Source organism: Kribbella sp. NPDC020701, assembly GCF_055562215.1.
This window is the reverse complement of the sequence record NZ_JBVHFT010000001.1, coordinates 682,562-697,310: the sequence shown is the minus strand read 5'-3', so window position 1 is coordinate 697,310 and position 14,749 is coordinate 682,562. Positions and strand designations below refer to the sequence as shown.

Here is a 14,749-nt window from a genome sequence, read left to right as displayed (position 1 = left end):
TCGGAAGGCTTCGGACATGAACGATCGCTTGAAAGCACTCGCTGACGCGGGTGTCTCCATCTGGCTCGACGACCTCTCCCGGGAGCGGCTGACCAGCGGCAGCCTGGCCGCCCTGATCCAGGACAAGCACGTGGTCGGCGTGACCACCAACCCGACCATCTTCGCCAAGGCCATCTCGGATGCCGACGCGTACGCCGAGCAGGTGTCCCGCCTGGCCGCCGACGGCGTCAGCACCGACCTGGCGATCCGGGCCATCACGACCGACGACGTCCGGAACGCCGCCGACGTCTTCAAGCCGACCTACGACGACACCGAGGGCCAGGACGGCCGGGTCTCGATCGAGGTCGAGCCGAGTCTGGCGCACGACACCGCGAAGACGATCGAGCAGGCCAAGCTGCTGTGGGACATCGTCGGCCGCGAGAACATCTTCGTGAAGATCCCCGCCACCAAGGCGGGCCTGCCGGCGATCACCGCGACACTCGCCGCCGGGGTCAGCGTGAACGTGACGCTGATCTTCTCCCTCGACCGCTACAAGGCGGTCGTGGACGCGTTCCTGTCCGGCCTTGAGCAGGCGATCGAGAACGGCCACGACGTGACCAAGCTGGCCAGCGTGGCGTCGTTCTTCGTCAGCCGGGTGGACACCGAGGTGGACAAGCGGCTGGACGCGATCGGCACCGACGAGGCGAAAGCGCTCAAGGGCAAGGCCGGGATCGCCAACGCCCGGCTCGCGTTCGAGGCGTACGAGGAGATCTTCGACACCGACCGCTGGCGCGAGATCGAGACCGCCGGCGCCAAGCCGCAGCGCCCGCTGTGGGCCTCCACCGGCACCAAGGACCCGGCGTACTCCCCCACCCTGTACGTCGACAACCTGGTCACCCGTGGTGTCGTCAACACGATGCCTGAGGCAACCATCAAGGCGGCCGAGGAGCACAGCGAGTTCTCCGGTGACACGGTCCGCGGTGACTACGCCGGCGACCGCAAGGTGATCGACGACCTGGAGCGGCTCGGCATCTCGTACGACGAGGTCGTGCAGGTGCTCGAGGACGAGGGCGTGGCGAAGTTCGACGCGTCCTGGTCGGAGCTGCAGGACACCGTCACCGCGGCGCTGAAGGGTGCGGCCAAGTGAGCGCTCCGCAGGTCAGCACGCAGAACGGCGACTGGGCCGAGGTGGTCGGCAAGCTCGTCGAGGAGAAGATCGCGTCCCGGATCGCCGCGAAGGACGCGACGATCTGGGGTCCGGACGCCGAGTCCGAGGCCTCGATCCGGCTCGGCTGGGTCGACCTGCACGAGACCTCGCGGCCGCTGCTGGCCGAGATCGAGGCCCTGCAGGCGGACCTGCGGTCCGAGGGTCTGGACCGGATCGTGCTGTCCGGCATGGGCGGTTCGTCACTGGCGCCCGAGGTGATCACCCGGACCGCCGGCGTGGAGCTCGTCGTACTGGACTCGACCGACCCCAGCGTGGTCGGGCGGGCGCTGGCCGGTGACCTGTCGAAGACGGTCATCGTGGTCTCCAGCAAGTCCGGTGGCACGGTCGAGACCGACAGCCACCGGCGGACGTTCATCAAGGCGTTCACCGACGCGGGCATCGACGCCGCTTCGCGAGTCGTCGTGGTGACGGACCCGGGGTCGCCGTTCGAGAAGCTGTCGGCCGACGAGGGGTACCGCAAGACGTTCCTGGCCGACCCGAACGTGGGCGGCCGTTATAGCGCGCTGACCGCGTTCGGACTGGTTCCGTCCGGTCTGGCCGGGGCCGACATCGCCGAGTTGCTCGACCAGGCGGCCGAGGCCGCCCCGGCTCTGCAGGCTGACTCGAAGGACAACCCGGCCCTGTGGCTGGGCGCCGTACTCGCGGCCAGCGCGGGCCGGGACAAGGCGATCATCACGGCCGACGGGTCCGACATCGTCGGGTTCCCGGATTGGGCCGAGCAGTTGATCGCGGAGAGCACCGGCAAGCAGGGCACCGGCGTGCTGCCGGTCGCGGTTGAGGTCGGCGCGCCGGAGCTGCGCAGCGAGGCGGCGGACCTGACCAACGCGCTGCTGGCGGAGAAGGCGACGAGCGGTGTGCCGACGGCGCTGACCTCGGGTTCGCTCGGTGGTCAGTTCCTGCTCTGGGAGGTGGCGACGGCGGTGGCCGGCTACCTGCTCGGCATCGACCCGTTCGACCAGCCGGACGTGGAGAGCGCGAAGAAGGCCGCTCGCGGTCTGCTCGACGCTCAGCCCGAGCCGGAGGCGGCGGCCTTCACCGACGGTGTCGTCGAGGTCCGTGGCTCCGAGGGTCTGCTGGACGGCGTGGACTCGCTGCAGGGCGCGGTCGACGCGCTGCTGGGCAAGCTCGACGCGGTCGGCTACCTGGCCGTGATGGCGTACCTGGACTCCGAGCGCGACGCCGACCTGGCGGGTGTCCGGCCGGCGCTGGCGTCGCGGACGGGACGGCCGGTGACCTTCGGCTGGGGTCCGCGGTTCCTGCACTCGACCGGTCAGTACCACAAGGGTGGCCACCCGCAGGGCGTGTTCCTGCAGATCACCGCGGCACACCCGGCGGATGTGGAAATCCCCGATCGGCCGTTCACGTTCGGCACACTGATCTCGGCGCAGGCCGCCGGAGACGCGAATGTGCTCGCCGAGCGCGGCCGTCCGGTGCTGCGGCTCCACCTGACCGATCCGGCGAGCGGCGTACAGCAACTCCTGTCCCTGTTCGGTAACTAGAAACCTCGGAGGGAAGCGGCTGATGACCGCTGAGCTCGACGACGGGCCGGCCGGCCCGGTGAACCCGCTGCGGGACCCGCAGGACCGGCGGCTCCCCCGGATCGCCGGGCCGTGCAGCCTGGTGATCTTCGGCGTCACCGGCGACCTGGCCCGCAAGAAGCTGATGCCGGCGGTCTACGACCTGGCGAACCGGGGGCTGCTGCCCCCGGGTTTCGCCCTGGTCGGGTTCGCCCGCCGCGACTACACCAACCAGGACTTCGCCCAGATCGTGCACGACTCGGTGAAGGAGCACGCCCGGACCCCGTTCCGCGAGGAGGTCTGGCAGCAGCTCGCCGAGGGCTTCCGGTTCGTGCCGGGTGACCTGACCGACGACGAGGCGTTCAAGCGGCTGCGGGAGACCGTGGACGAGCTGGACGTCACCCGCGGTACCGGTGGCAACCACGCCTTCTACCTGTCCATCCCGCCGGGCCTGTTCCCGGAGGTCGTGCGGCAGCTGTCCGAGCACGGGCTGACCGACGAGACGCCCGGCTCGTGGCGGCGGGTGGTGATCGAGAAGCCGTTCGGACACGACCTGAAGAGCGCGCGGGAGCTGAACCGCGTGGTCGAGTCGGTGTTCCCGCCCGAGGCGGTGTTCCGGATCGACCACTACCTGGGCAAGGAAACCGTCCAGAACATGCTGGCGCTGCGGTTCGCCAACGCCATGTTCGAGCCGGTCTGGAACAGCCACTATGTCGACCACGTCCAGATCACGATGGCCGAGGACATCGGCATCGGCGGCCGGGCCGGGTACTACGACGGCATCGGCGCGGCCCGCGACGTGATCCAGAACCACCTGCTCCAACTGCTCGCGCTGGTCGCGATGGAGGAGCCGGTCAGCTTTGACGCCTGGTCGCTGCGCCAGGAGAAGAAGAAGGTTCTCGCCGCGGTGCAGTTGCCGGAGCGCCTCGACCTGCACTCGGCCCGCGGTCAGTACGCGGCCGGCTGGGCCGGTGGCACCAAGGTCAAGGGCTACCTGCAGGAGGACGGCATCCCCGCGTCGTCCGCGACCGAGACCTTCGCGGCGCTGCGCGTCGACGTCGACACCCGTCGCTGGGCAGGAGTTCCGTTCTACCTGCGCACGGGCAAGCGCCTGGGCCGCCGGGTCACCGAGGTCGCCGTGATGTTCAAGCGCGCACCGCACCTGCCGTTCAACAAGACCGAGACCGAAGAGCTCGGCCAGAACGCGCTGGTGCTGCGGATCCAACCGGACGAGGGCATCACCATGCGCTTCGGCGCCAAGGTGCCCGGCACGATGATGGAGATCCGCGACGTCAACATGGACTTCCAGTACGGCGGTTCGTTCACGGAGTCCTCGCCCGAGGCGTACGAGCGACTCATTCTGGATGTCCTGCTCGGTGATCCGCCACTGTTCCCACAGCACACCGAGGTGGAGCTGGGCTGGAAGATCCTCGACCCGGTGATCAACTACTGGGCCAAGCACGGCACGCCGGAGCAGTACGCGTCCGGCGGCTGGGGCCCGGACTCGGCGCACGAGATGCTCGCCCGCGACGGACGCGCCTGGAGGCGGCCATGATCATCGACCTCACCGACACGACGTCGAGCGAGATCGCCTCGGCGCTGCTGAAGGCCCGCCGGAACGCCGGCTCGCCGGCGATGGGCATGGTCGGCACGATCGTGGTGGTCGTCGACGAGGCTTCCCACCACGACGCGATGAAGGCCGCGAACGAGGCCGGCCGGGAGCACCCGTCCCGGGTGCTGGTCGCGATCCTGCGGCCCGGCCGCGGCGCGACGGGCCTGGACGCGGAGGTCCGCGTCGGCGAAGGCATCCCCGGCGAGGCGGTGCTGCTCCGGCTGCACGGCGAGCTGGCCAAGGTGCCGGAGTCCGTGGTCACGCCGCTGCTGCTGCCCGACTCCCCCGTCATCGTTTGGTGGCCGGGTGGCGGACCGAAGGTTCCGGCCGACGACCCACTGGGCCGGCTCGGCCGGCGCCGGGTGACGGACGCGGCGGCGACCCGTCGCGCCTCCGTCGACTTCACCGCGCGGGCCGAGGGCTACCAGCCCGGCGACACCGACTTCGCGTGGGCCCGGCTGACCCCGTGGCGCGCGCTGATGGCGGCTGCCCTGGATCAGTACCCGACCAAGGTGACGGCTGCCGAGGTCGTATCGGCCAAGGGCAATCCGAGTGCGGATCTGATGGCCGCGTGGCTGCAGTGCCGGCTCGGCGTCCCGGTCGAGCAGAAGAACTCGCGCGGCCCGGGCGTGACCGCCGTACGGATGTTCACGCCGTCAGGGCCGATCGCGCTGACCCGGCCGGACGGTTCGGTGGCGACGTTCAGCATCCCGGGGCAGCCGGATCGGCCGGTGGCGTTGAAGCGCCGTACGACGTCCGAGCTGCTGAGCGAGGAGTTGCGGCGGCTCGACCCGGACGACGTGTACGCGAAGACGCTGGCGTGCATGGTCGACCGGGACAACCTGCCGGAAGCCGCGAAGAAGGTCGACGCGGCGGACAAGCGCTCGGTGCAGTCGGCGGTGTCGACAGCGGCAGCCCGGACGGCCGAGGCCTCGCCGGCTCCGGCGAAGAAGGCGGCTGTGACCGCAAAGACTGCGGCCGAGAAGTCCGGGGCGAAGAAGGCGACCGTACGCAAGGCCGCTGCCAAGAAGACCGCGGTCAAGAAGGGTGCCGCCAAGAAGGCCGCGGCCAAGAAGACGGCCGCGAAGAAGACGGCGAGCAAGCGGGTGGCGGGACGCTCATGAGCGCCCCGTCCGTCCTGCTGAACCGCGACGCCGAGGGCCTCGCCCACGCCGTCGCCGCGCGCTTCCTCACTGCGGTGGTCGATGCCCAGAGCAACGGTCGGGTCGCACAGGTCGTGCTGACCGGCGGTCGCGTCGCCGCGGTCGTCCACCGGGCCGTCGCGGAGTCGCCGGCCCGGACCGCGATCAACTGGAGCCGGGTCGAGTTCTGGTGGGGTGACGAGCGCTTCCTGCCCGACGGCGATCCGGAGCGCAACGAGACGCAGGCTCGGGATGCTCTGCTCTCGCATGTGGACGTCGACCCGGCCAGGGTGCACCCGATGCCGGCCGACGCGGGCCAGGGCGCCGAGGCAGCAGCCGAGGCCTACGCGGCCGAGTTGGCCGCGGCCGGCTCACCGACCTTCGACGTACTGATGCTCGGCGTTGGCCCGGACGGGCATGTGGCGTCGCTGTTTCCGGGCTATCCGCAGGTGAAGATCACCGACGTTGCCGCGGTCGCCGTACACGACTCCCCCAAGCCGCCGCCGACCCGGGTCTCCCTCACCCTCCCGGCCATCGACCGGGCGCGCGAGGTGTGGTTCGTGGTCTCCGGCGAGGACAAGGCGGACGCGGTCGCGAAGGCCCTGTCCGGCGGCGACGTCCCCGCGGCACGCCCCCGCGGCCTCGACCGCACCCTCTGGTTGCTCGACGAAGCAGCCGCTGGAAGACTGTCCGAGAGTCAAGGCTGACTTCGGCGGGCGCCGAACAGTCTGGGTGGCAGACTCGGCGGCATGACGAGCTTCCGCGGGCTGCACACCGGTCACTTCGTGATGCCGAACGCCTGGGACGCCGGCGGCGCCGTACTCCTGGCGGAGGCGGGCTTTCCGGCGATCGCGACCACCAGTGCCGGGATCGCCTTCTCGCTGGCGAAGGGCGATCACACGCTGCCCGATGGCGCGCCGTCGGTGTCCCGTGAGGTCATGTTCGAGCGGATCCGGGAGATCACGGCGGTGAGCGCTGTACCTGTCAACGGCGACCTCGAGGACGGGTACGGAGCTCAGCCTTCACGGGTTGCGGACACGATCGCCCTGGCCCGCGACGCCGGGCTGGCCGGCGGGAACATCGAGGACTACGACGGGCGGGAGCTGTACGACGTCGAGCTGTCGGTGGAGCGCATCGTCGCCGCCCGCGAGGCCGCCGGCGAGGACTTCGTGCTGACCGCCCGGACCGACGGTCAGTTGCTGCGTACGCCGACCTCGCTGAGCGACTCCATCGATCGCGCCAACCGCTTCCGCGCGGCGGGCGCCGACTGCCTCTACGTCCCCGGCGTGAACGACCTCGACACCATCCGCACCCTCGTCCGGGAGATCGACGGACCCCTCAACGTCGTCATCGGCCTCGGTACGTCGACCCTCACCGTCGCCGACCTCCAGTCCGCCGGCGTCACCCGGATCAGCCTCGGCGGCAGCATCGCCCGAGCCGCCCTCGGCTTCATCCGCCGCAGCGCCGAAGAACTAGCCACCAAAGGCACCATCACCTTCGCCGCCGACCAGATCCCCCAGGCTGACCTCAACCAGCTCTTTGCGCGATCATCCAAGGGTGAGCCGGCCTGAAGGATGCCTCCGGACGCTGCCGACGATCCACGGGATCGTCGGCCTCGGTACCTGCCTGTGCCTGATCCTGCTCTACCTCGGCATCGACGCGTTCGGAGCCGTCAACGACGTGGGCAACGGCGTACTGGGGCTGCTCAGCGCTGCGCTGGCTTGGCGGTGCCAGCAGGCCGGCGTGACCGCTGGGCGCGCGTTCGTGGTGATCGCGGCGCTCGGCGCCGGGATCACCGTCATCGGTTCGATCCTGGTCCTCACCGACGCGACCGGGTTCTTCCTCGCGGGTCTGGTGTCGAGCCTCGGGTTCGCGGTGATCGGGATCTGGCTGGTCGCCATCAACCGAAGGCCCGACGACCCCTGGCTCCGTCAGCTGCGGAGAGCCGGCCTGGTTGCCGGCATCGTGATGCTGCTCGGCTTCGTCAGCGCGCCCGGCATCGCGATGGGTCTCGACGACATGGACGCTGCGCCCGCCTGGACCTACTTCGGCGGCTTCAGCTGGGCGGGCACCTACCTGCTCTTCCCGCTCTGGAGTCTCCGCCTCGGTCGCTCCACCTCAGTCCCCCGGCCGGACTGATCCCGACCGGAAAGATTTCGTAAACCGGTCGCGGGACAGTACTGGAGTCAGTCCGATTCCAGGAGGTCCGCGACATGTTCACCCTCAGCCAGACCATCGACGCACCGCCTGCCGAGGTCGCCCGCGCGTTTACCGAGCCGGAGCCGTTCGCCGCCTGGTTCCTCGCGGAAGGCTTCACCACCCCGGCCGACCGCGTCACCATCGACGCGCGGCGCGGTGGGCAGATCTCGGCCGTGTTCGTCGGCGAAGGCGACACCGAGGTGCCGTTCACCCTGCGCTTCGGTGCGGTCGATCTGCCGCGCAGCGTCGTACTCCTCTTCGACGAGCCGGCCGAGGAGATCACCGTGCAACTGTCGGAGCTGGCCGGCGGACGGACCCAGCTGGACTATCGGAGCGAAGGCCTGTCCGCCGAGGGCGAGAAGACCATCAAGCCCGGTGTGGCGATCATGCTCGGGCACATGGCGTCGTACTTCAGCCGGTAAGCCTCGCTCACGCGTCCCGGAAGCGGAACAGGATCAGCCCCGCAGACAAGGCAGCCACGGCATACAGAGCGAGCACACCGAGTCCCGGCCACGGTGCTATCGGCAGCGCGTCCAGGCGCAGTGTCGCCTGGATCCCGAGGCCGGCCGTCATCGGCGAGACCTTCAGGATCCACTCCTTCCACCGCGGATCTGTGACGGCGATCGAAACGATCGGTGCGACGTAGAACAGCACGAGCAGGATCGTCACCGTGCCGCCGGTATGGCGGACGACGAACGCGACACCGAGACTGATCAGGGCGACCAGGCCGAGGTACAGCACGGTTCCGGCGTACGCGCGCAACGTCGGCCCGTCGGCGAGCGACAGCGGCCGATAACCCGCCGCCGCGGTGAACCCGTTGGCTGCCAGGAACCCGCGGCCGACCAGCAAGGACGTGAGCACACTCAGGGCGGAGGCGCCGAGGACCGCCGCGGCGACGGTCACCGCTTTCGCAGCCAGTACGGCGAATCGGCGCGGACAGGCCGCCAAGGTGGTCCGGATCATCGCGGTCTCGTACTCGGCGGTGACGGCCAGCGCGGCCACCACGATCACCGCGGCCTGGCCGAGGTACACGCCCGACAGACTGAGTTTGGCGAGGTCGAAGTCGCAGGACGGGTCCGAGCGCGCGCAGTTCGGCGGGGTCAGATCCCACGTCACCAAGCCACCGACCGCTGCTGTCGACAGGATCACCGCGAGCAGCGTCCAGCCGGTACTCGGCGCCGTGCGCAACTTGGTCCACTCTGCTCGCAACGCCCGCCCGGCACGCATCACGCGTCCCGGCGGCCGAGTTGCCAGCGGGCCAGGCCGAGCGCGACGACGACGTACGCGCAGAGCACACCCAGGCCTGCCCACGGGCCGATGGCCTGGCCGGCCCGGTCGACGGTTTGCTGGACGGCCAGACCCGCGATCGGCGTCAGCCGGCTTGCCCAGACATCGGCCTCCGGCGAGATCACCGGTACGACGATCTGTGGCACCACGACGAGCGCGATCACGAACACGATCGCGCCGACCGTGCGCCGCCTGAGCACCGCGATGCCGAGACTGAACAGCGCGATCAGGGCCAGGAAGATCGCCGTACCGATGACCGCCCGCAGACTAGGGCCGTCGAACAGCGAGACATGCGGATAGGCAGGCGGGTTGTAGCCGCCCGCGTGCATGCCCGGCTGCGCAAGCAGGAACGAGGCGACGCTCGCGACCAGCCCGGCGACGAAGACCGTGCCGCCGAGTACGACCGCCTTCGCGGCGAGCACGCGACCGCGCCGGGGTCCGGCGGCGAACGTCGTACGGATCATTCCGGTCCGGTACTCCGCGGTCATCCACAGCACGCCGAGCGCGATCACCGCGATCATGCCGACCCGGACGCCGAACAGGCTGAGCAGCACCACGTCGTCCTCCCCCGGCGAATGCCAGCTGCCGATGCCGTAGCCGGAGATGTCGCCCGATCCGGTGATCGTGAACGTGTCGCCGGACCGGCGCAGGTCGCCGGTCGGAACCCCGCCGGTCTGCTTCGACGGAAGCGTCGAGATGTTGTGGCCGGTCCAGTCCTGCTGCCCCGGTTGCGCCCCTGCCAGCGCGACGCTGTCGAAGACCGCCGAACCCACGGTGTTCTCGATCGAAATCGCCGACCCGCTGCCCGTCCGTGTCGACACATAACGCGGTGGCGACGCGACGAACAGGCCGACCTCGACGTCGCGCGGCAAAGCCACGGTCATCGTGCCGACCTCTTGCCAGGCCTGGCCGTCGGCTGACGAGTACCCGGTGATCGAGTTGCCGGCCCGGGTCAGCTTGAGCCAGCGCGGCGCCCGGTCGGCCGGACCGGCCTGCTCGGTGTCGAACATCGCCTCCATCCGTACGCCGTGGTCCGGCGTGACCAGCACGGCGGCGTACGGCGTTCCCGGCGCAACGCCGGCCTTCACCAGTAGGCCGGCCTTCGCCCACTCGTGACTGCTCTGCTGGCTGACGACCCGGGCGATCACCGACCCGTTGCCGGCCAGCGGCTTGTGCACGAAGTACGCCTGATCCGTGTACCGCGGCAGCTCGTTGGCATCGGTCTTACCGGCCGACGAACCCAGCACTTCCAGCAGCACGCTGACTCCGACGGCGGCGACCAGGCACAGCGCCGTACTGCGCACCGAGCGGAACTTCGTCCACTCCCCGTGCAGGACCCGCAGGAAGCCGCGCATCGCTCACACCTCCTGGGGCGGGGTCCGCGCGGCGAACTCGACCGCGTCCCGGGTCAGGTCCATGTAGGCCTCTTCCAAGGACGCACGATGTGCGGCCACCTCGGTGAAAGCCAGGCCGTGCTGGTTCAGCATCTTGATGACCTGCTCTGACGTCAGCCCGGTGACGGTCAGCCGATCATGGTCCGTGGCGGCGACGGTGGCGCCGGCGGTCGCCAGCACTGTCATCGCCTGCGTCCGGTCCAGCGTGCGGAGCACGACCCGGTCCGCCGATGCGGCGGCCACCAACTCGTGCACCGTGGTGTCGGCGATCAGCCGGCCACGGCCGATCACGATCAGATGGTCCGCGCTGCCCTCGAGTTCACCCATCAAGTGACTCGACACCAGCACCGCTCGGCCGTCGGCGGCCAGCGACTTCAGCAGGCCGCGGATCCACACGATGCCCTCCGGATCCAGCCCGTTCACCGGTTCGTCGAACAGCAGCACCGGCGGATCCCCCAGCAGGGCGCCGGCGATGCCCAGACGCTGGCGCATCCCCAGGGAGAACCCGCCGGCCCGGCGTCGCGCCACCTCGGTGAGGCCCACCTGTTCGAGGACCTCATCCACGCGCCGGGCCGGCAAGCCGTTGTACTGCGCCATCCACAGCAGATGGTCGCGTGCCTTGCGGCCCGGATGAACCGCGGCCGCATCGAGCAGCGCGCCGACGTCGCGCAACGGCGTCTCGAGGTCCCGGTAGCGGCGTCCCCCGATCAGTGCGTTGCCCCTGTCCGGCGCGTCCAGCCCCAGGATCACGCGCATCGTCGTCGACTTGCCGGCACCGTTCGGCCCGACGAAGCCGGTCACCTGACCCGGCCGGACGGTGAACGAGAGTCCGTCCACCGCGATCGTGGCGCCGTAGGTCTTGTGCAGCTCGTGCACCTCGACGGTGTTAGCTTCCATGGCGTTGACGCTACGCAGCCGCCGGGCCGCTGTCGTCACGCTGCCGAGCCGTCTGGGCGTCCCTCGCGTGGGGGACGCCGGGGTGACGAACCGGGCGGACAATGAGGCTGTGAGCCAGGCCCGTGAGCTGGGCGACCGCGCGCTGGTCAGCGTCCGCAGGATCGCCGGCACCCGCGAAGCGTTCGTCGTCGCGGCAGTGGCGCTCGCCCTGGTCGCCCTCATGGAGGCCGGCAACGGGGGCGACCGGACCGGCCTGGATCTAGGCACCGGACTGCTCCTCGGGCTGTGCGCGACCGTGCCGATCGCGTTCCTGCCGGCCCATCCGATCCCGGTGGCGCTGGCCGTCACGCTCGCGAACGTCGTGGTGCTCGCCGGCTCCGATGCGCCGTACGTCGCGGGGATCCTTGCCGGGCTCGTCGCTCTGTACCGGCTGGCGCGGAGCCGATCGCGCCGGCTGGCGTTTCCCTTCCTGCTGCCGTTCGTGGTGTTCGCGCTCGCGGAGCAGCGGCCGGGCTCGACCGCCGTACTGGTGCTGATGACGGCCGCCGTCCTCCTCGGCGCCGCCGTGCGGGAGCGCGGTACCGCGGCCGCCACCGCGGCGGCCGGCCGGGAGACGGCGGAGACCCTGCTCGACTACACGGCACGAGGTGAGCGGGCCCGGATCGCCCGCGAGCTGCACGACGTCGTCGCGCACCACATCTCGATCATCGCCGTACAGGCCGAGACCACCCGGCTGACGACACCGGGCATGCCGCCCGAGGGCGCGCAACGACTGGTCGCGATCGGCGACACCGCACGGTCCGCGCTCACGGAGATGCGCCGGCTGCTCGGCGTACTACGCGAGGACGTCGACAGCGGCACCCGCGGCGCGCGGTCACCGCAGCCCGGCCTGGAACAGCTGAACGCCCTTGTCGACGAGGCCCGCGCGTCGTCGGGCGCGAGTACCCGGCTGATCGTCCGCGGCCACGTCGTGCCGCTGGACCCCGGTGTCCAGCTGACGGCGTTCCGGATCGTGCAGGAGGCGCTGACCAACGCGCGGCGGCATGCGCCTTGCGCGGCCGCGGATGTCGAGTTGGACTACACCGACGAGGCACTGCGCCTGCGGATCCGCGACAACGGCCCGGGCCCCGCGCTCGACCAGGACGGAACCGGTGGGCACGGGTTGGTGGGTATGCGCGAGCGCGCCGCGATGATGGGCGGAACCCTGGTCTTCGGCCGGTCGCCGGGCGGCGGTTTCGTGGTCGAGGCCGTGCTGCCGATCCCGCCGGACGAGCCATGACGGCGGTGCTTTTGGCCGGGCCTCCGGCGCCGGCAGGGTCATGGGGCCTTGGTTCCCGGCCTTCCCTCGTCCCTCCAGTCGCTGCGCTCCCTGCGCTCCTCAGTCCAGGCCGGGAGGCCCCATGACCTCGCCCACGCGGATCGCCGTCGTCGACGACCAGGAGGTGGTCCGGGCCGGGTTCGGCGCACTCCTCGGCACCCAGCCGGACTTCGTCGTCGCGGGTACCGCTGCCGATGGCAGCGAGGCGGTCCGGCTGTGCCACGACGTGTCCGTCGACGTCGTCCTGATGGATGTGCGGATGCCGGTGCTGGACGGTATCGAGGCGACGCGGCGCATCGTCGCCGAGTCTGCCCCCGCACCAGGCCCACGGATCCTGATGCTGACGACGTTCGACCTCGACGAGCACGTGTACGACGCGTTGGCCGCCGGAGCCAGCGGCTTCCTCCTGAAGGACGTGACCGCCGAACGCCTCTTCGACGCGGTCCGGGTGATCGCGTCCGGAGGCGGCCTGCTCGCGCCGACCGTGACCCGCCGGCTGATCGCGGAGTTCGCCCGACTCCGGCCCGCAGCGGAATCGGGCGTGCCGCTCGGGCGCCTCACACCGCGCGAACTGGAGGTGCTCCGCCTGATCGCCGAGGGTCTGTCCAACCCGGAGATCGCGAGCCGACTCGTGGTCAGTGAGGAGACGGTCAAGACCCACGTCAGCCGGCTGCTCGGCAAGCTCGGCCTGCGCGACCGCACCCAGGCCGTCATCGCGGCCTACGAGTCAGGCCTCGTCATCCCAGGCACCACCCGCCGAAACTCTCAGCCGATGAGGCCTTTGTAGACGCCGGGAGCGGGCGCGCGTGCCGGGCCCGGCCGGTAGTCGCGCACGTACTGCGGATTCGCCGCGCGCAACAGAGCGACGTACCGGTCCTCGCCGTGGACACCGAGGTAGAAGCCGAACGCGACGCAGTCCATCTCCTCGTCGACGTCGATCTGCAGCCGCTGGTAGTCCACCGCGCCGATCCCGAACCGGTCGTACTCGGCCAGTTCGAGCAGCTCGCCGAGCGAATGGTGACCGCGGTTCGATCCGGCCAGCCCAAGCACCTCGAACTCGTCGAACCACGCCTCGATCGCGCGCTGCACGTTCGGCAGGTCGTACGACGGGAAGCTCGACGACACCACCGGCACCTGCTCGGGGTCGACGCCGACATGCGTCCGCAACCGCTCTCTCAGGCTCTCCCGGGCGTTCTTCGGCCCGGGAGACTGCATCCGCTCCAGGAAGCCCCTGAACAGCCGCGCGAACTCGTCGATCCCGTTCTCGTCCGGCATCGCGCCGTACTCCCTCGTGGTCCGCTATCCGGGGCGATCCGGAGGACCCTCCGCAACGCCGGATAGGATCACCACCATGACAGATTCCGAGTCCACCGACCGCCCGTACGCCGCCTTCCCGGTACGGATCGGCCTGCAGCTCCAGCCCCAGCATGCTCAGTACGCCGACATCCGGCGGACCGCCGCCGCGGCCGAGGAGATCGGTGTCGACGTCCTCTTCAACTGGGACCACTTCTACCCGCTGTCCGGTGAGCCGGAGGGCCTGCACTTCGAGTGCTGGACCATGCTGGCCGCCTGGGCCGAGGCGACCGAGCGGGTCGAGATCGGCGCCCTGGTCACCTGCAACTCCTACCGCAACCCCGACCTGCTCGCCGACATGGCCCGCACGGTCGACCACATCAGCGACGGCCGGCTGATCTTCGGCATCGGTTCGGGCTGGTTCGAGAAGGACTACGACGAGTACGGCTACGAGTTCGGTACGGCGGGCGGCCGGCTGGACGCCCTCGGCGAGGCGCTGCCGCGGATCGAGCAGCGCTGGGCCAAGCTGAACCCGAAGCCGACCCGGGACATCCCGGTGCTGATCGGCGGCGGCGGCGAGAAGAAGACGCTGAAGCTGGTCGCCCAGCACGCGCACATCTGGCACGGCTTCGGCGACGCCGAGACGATCGCGCACAAGCACGCCGTCCTGGACGAGCACTGCCGCACGATCGGCCGCGACCCGGGCGAGATCGAGCGCTCGACCGCGGTCGGCACCAAGACGCCCGAGGAGACCGGCAAGTCGCTCCTCGACGTCGGCACCCGGCTGTTCACCGTGCACGCCTCCGGCCCGGACTACGACCTGGGCCTGCTGCGTGACTGGGTCGCCTGGCGCGACGACCTGAACGCGAAGTAGTCCGGCTGC

Annotated in this window: 15 protein-coding genes; 11 read left to right on the top strand and 4 right to left on the bottom strand. The window is 70.4% G+C overall.

What is annotated here, in order from left to right; all coding sequences use genetic code 11:
• The first annotated feature begins 16 nt into the window (after positions 1-16).
• From tal to ACZ3HV_RS03215, 8 genes are all read left to right on the top strand, one after another.
• Positions 17-1,126 carry a transaldolase gene (tal, locus tag ACZ3HV_RS03250; protein WP_465680388.1) on the top strand — a complete coding sequence of 370 codons (1,110 nt, stop codon included), beginning with the start codon at positions 17-19 and terminating at the stop codon, positions 1,124-1,126.
• Positions 1,123-2,706, top strand: a complete 1,584-nt coding sequence (locus tag ACZ3HV_RS03245) for a glucose-6-phosphate isomerase (RefSeq protein ID WP_465680386.1) — start codon at positions 1,123-1,125, stop codon at positions 2,704-2,706. The genes tal and ACZ3HV_RS03245 overlap by 4 nt, the downstream gene beginning before the upstream one ends.
• Positions 2,707-2,728: 22 nt before the next feature.
• Positions 2,729-4,279: a glucose-6-phosphate dehydrogenase gene (zwf, locus tag ACZ3HV_RS03240; protein ID WP_360373414.1), complete on the top strand. Its 1,551-nt coding sequence runs from the start codon at positions 2,729-2,731 to the stop codon at positions 4,277-4,279.
• A complete protein-coding gene (locus tag ACZ3HV_RS03235) occupies positions 4,276-5,460 on the top strand; it encodes a glucose-6-phosphate dehydrogenase assembly protein OpcA (RefSeq protein WP_465680384.1) in 1,185 nt (394 codons plus the stop codon). Before zwf ends, ACZ3HV_RS03235 begins: the two co-directional genes overlap by 4 nt.
• Positions 5,457-6,185, top strand: a complete 729-nt coding sequence (gene pgl / locus ACZ3HV_RS03230) for a 6-phosphogluconolactonase (RefSeq protein ID WP_465680382.1) — start codon at positions 5,457-5,459, stop codon at positions 6,183-6,185. Before ACZ3HV_RS03235 ends, pgl begins: the two co-directional genes overlap by 4 nt.
• 42 nt (positions 6,186-6,227) lie before the next feature.
• A complete protein-coding gene (locus ACZ3HV_RS03225) occupies positions 6,228-7,049 on the top strand; it encodes an isocitrate lyase/PEP mutase family protein (RefSeq protein WP_465680380.1) in 822 nt (273 codons plus the stop codon).
• Positions 7,036-7,617: a hypothetical protein gene (locus ACZ3HV_RS03220; RefSeq protein ID WP_465680378.1), complete on the top strand. Its 582-nt coding sequence runs from the start codon at positions 7,036-7,038 to the stop codon at positions 7,615-7,617. The genes ACZ3HV_RS03225 and ACZ3HV_RS03220 overlap by 14 nt, the downstream gene beginning before the upstream one ends.
• Before the next feature lie 74 nt (positions 7,618-7,691).
• Positions 7,692-8,099: an SRPBCC family protein gene (locus ACZ3HV_RS03215; protein WP_465680376.1), complete on the top strand. Its 408-nt coding sequence runs from the start codon at positions 7,692-7,694 to the stop codon at positions 8,097-8,099.
• A 7-nt stretch (positions 8,100-8,106) separates the two neighbouring features.
• Here the strand turns inward: ACZ3HV_RS03215 and ACZ3HV_RS03210 are convergent, their stop codons facing one another.
• From ACZ3HV_RS03210 to ACZ3HV_RS03200, 3 genes are read right to left on the bottom strand one after another with little or no spacing between them, the layout of a single operon-like run.
• Positions 8,107-8,904 carry an ABC transporter permease gene (locus tag ACZ3HV_RS03210; protein WP_465680374.1) on the bottom strand — a complete coding sequence of 266 codons (798 nt, stop codon included), beginning with the start codon at positions 8,902-8,904 and terminating at the stop codon, positions 8,107-8,109.
• Positions 8,904-10,319, bottom strand: a complete 1,416-nt coding sequence (locus ACZ3HV_RS03205; RefSeq protein ID WP_465680372.1) for a hypothetical protein — start codon at positions 10,317-10,319, stop codon at positions 8,904-8,906. The genes ACZ3HV_RS03210 and ACZ3HV_RS03205 overlap by 1 nt, the downstream gene beginning before the upstream one ends.
• A gap of 3 nt (positions 10,320-10,322) precedes the next feature.
• The gene (locus ACZ3HV_RS03200) at positions 10,323-11,255 is read right to left on the bottom strand and encodes an ABC transporter ATP-binding protein (protein WP_465680370.1); all 933 of its coding nucleotides are present in this window, start codon (positions 11,253-11,255) and stop codon (positions 10,323-10,325) included.
• Between ACZ3HV_RS03200 and ACZ3HV_RS03195 the strand changes: the two genes are divergently transcribed.
• A complete protein-coding gene (locus ACZ3HV_RS03195) occupies positions 11,254-12,534 on the top strand; it encodes a sensor histidine kinase (RefSeq protein ID WP_465680368.1) in 1,281 nt (426 codons plus the stop codon). The genes ACZ3HV_RS03200 and ACZ3HV_RS03195 overlap by 2 nt on opposite strands.
• 121 nt (positions 12,535-12,655) lie before the next feature.
• Positions 12,656-13,360 (top strand): response regulator, encoded by a 705-nt coding sequence (locus ACZ3HV_RS03190; protein ID WP_465680366.1) that lies wholly within the window; start codon positions 12,656-12,658, stop codon positions 13,358-13,360.
• Here ACZ3HV_RS03190 and ACZ3HV_RS03185 read toward each other — a convergent pair.
• Positions 13,339-13,848, bottom strand: coding sequence for a hypothetical protein (locus ACZ3HV_RS03185; protein WP_465680364.1), 510 nt, complete (start codon positions 13,846-13,848; stop codon positions 13,339-13,341). The two genes, ACZ3HV_RS03190 and ACZ3HV_RS03185, sit on opposite strands and share 22 nt — an antisense overlap.
• Positions 13,849-13,924: 76 nt before the next feature.
• Between ACZ3HV_RS03185 and ACZ3HV_RS03180 the strand changes: the two genes are divergently transcribed.
• The gene (locus ACZ3HV_RS03180; RefSeq protein ID WP_360373449.1) at positions 13,925-14,740 is read left to right on the top strand and encodes an LLM class F420-dependent oxidoreductase; all 816 of its coding nucleotides are present in this window, start codon (positions 13,925-13,927) and stop codon (positions 14,738-14,740) included.
• Positions 14,741-14,749: the final 9 nt, after the last annotated feature.

Excerpts from the sequence above, each read along its gene's own strand:
- tal (WP_465680388.1), top strand. The coding sequence starts at position 17 with ATGAACGATCGCTTGAAAGCACTCGCTGACGCGGGTGTCTCCATCTGG.
- zwf (WP_360373414.1), top strand. The coding sequence starts at position 2,729 with ATGACCGCTGAGCTCGACGACGGGCCGGCCGGCCCGGTGAACCCGCTG.
- ACZ3HV_RS03235 (WP_465680384.1), top strand. The coding sequence starts at position 4,276 with ATGATCATCGACCTCACCGACACGACGTCGAGCGAGATCGCCTCGGCG.
- pgl (WP_465680382.1), top strand. The coding sequence starts at position 5,457 with ATGAGCGCCCCGTCCGTCCTGCTGAACCGCGACGCCGAGGGCCTCGCC.
- ACZ3HV_RS03225 (WP_465680380.1), top strand. The coding sequence starts at position 6,228 with ATGACGAGCTTCCGCGGGCTGCACACCGGTCACTTCGTGATGCCGAAC.
- ACZ3HV_RS03215 (WP_465680376.1), top strand. The coding sequence starts at position 7,692 with ATGTTCACCCTCAGCCAGACCATCGACGCACCGCCTGCCGAGGTCGCC.
- ACZ3HV_RS03210 (WP_465680374.1), bottom strand. The coding sequence starts at position 8,904 with ATGCGTGCCGGGCGGGCGTTGCGAGCAGAGTGGACCAAGTTGCGCACG.
- ACZ3HV_RS03205 (WP_465680372.1), bottom strand. The coding sequence starts at position 10,319 with ATGCGCGGCTTCCTGCGGGTCCTGCACGGGGAGTGGACGAAGTTCCGC.
- ACZ3HV_RS03195 (WP_465680368.1), top strand. The coding sequence starts at position 11,254 with ATGGCGTTGACGCTACGCAGCCGCCGGGCCGCTGTCGTCACGCTGCCG.
- ACZ3HV_RS03200 (WP_465680370.1), bottom strand. The coding sequence starts at position 11,255 with ATGGAAGCTAACACCGTCGAGGTGCACGAGCTGCACAAGACCTACGGC.
- ACZ3HV_RS03190 (WP_465680366.1), top strand. The coding sequence starts at position 12,656 with ATGACCTCGCCCACGCGGATCGCCGTCGTCGACGACCAGGAGGTGGTC.
- ACZ3HV_RS03185 (WP_465680364.1), bottom strand. The coding sequence starts at position 13,848 with ATGCCGGACGAGAACGGGATCGACGAGTTCGCGCGGCTGTTCAGGGGC.
- ACZ3HV_RS03180 (WP_360373449.1), top strand. The coding sequence starts at position 13,925 with ATGACAGATTCCGAGTCCACCGACCGCCCGTACGCCGCCTTCCCGGTA.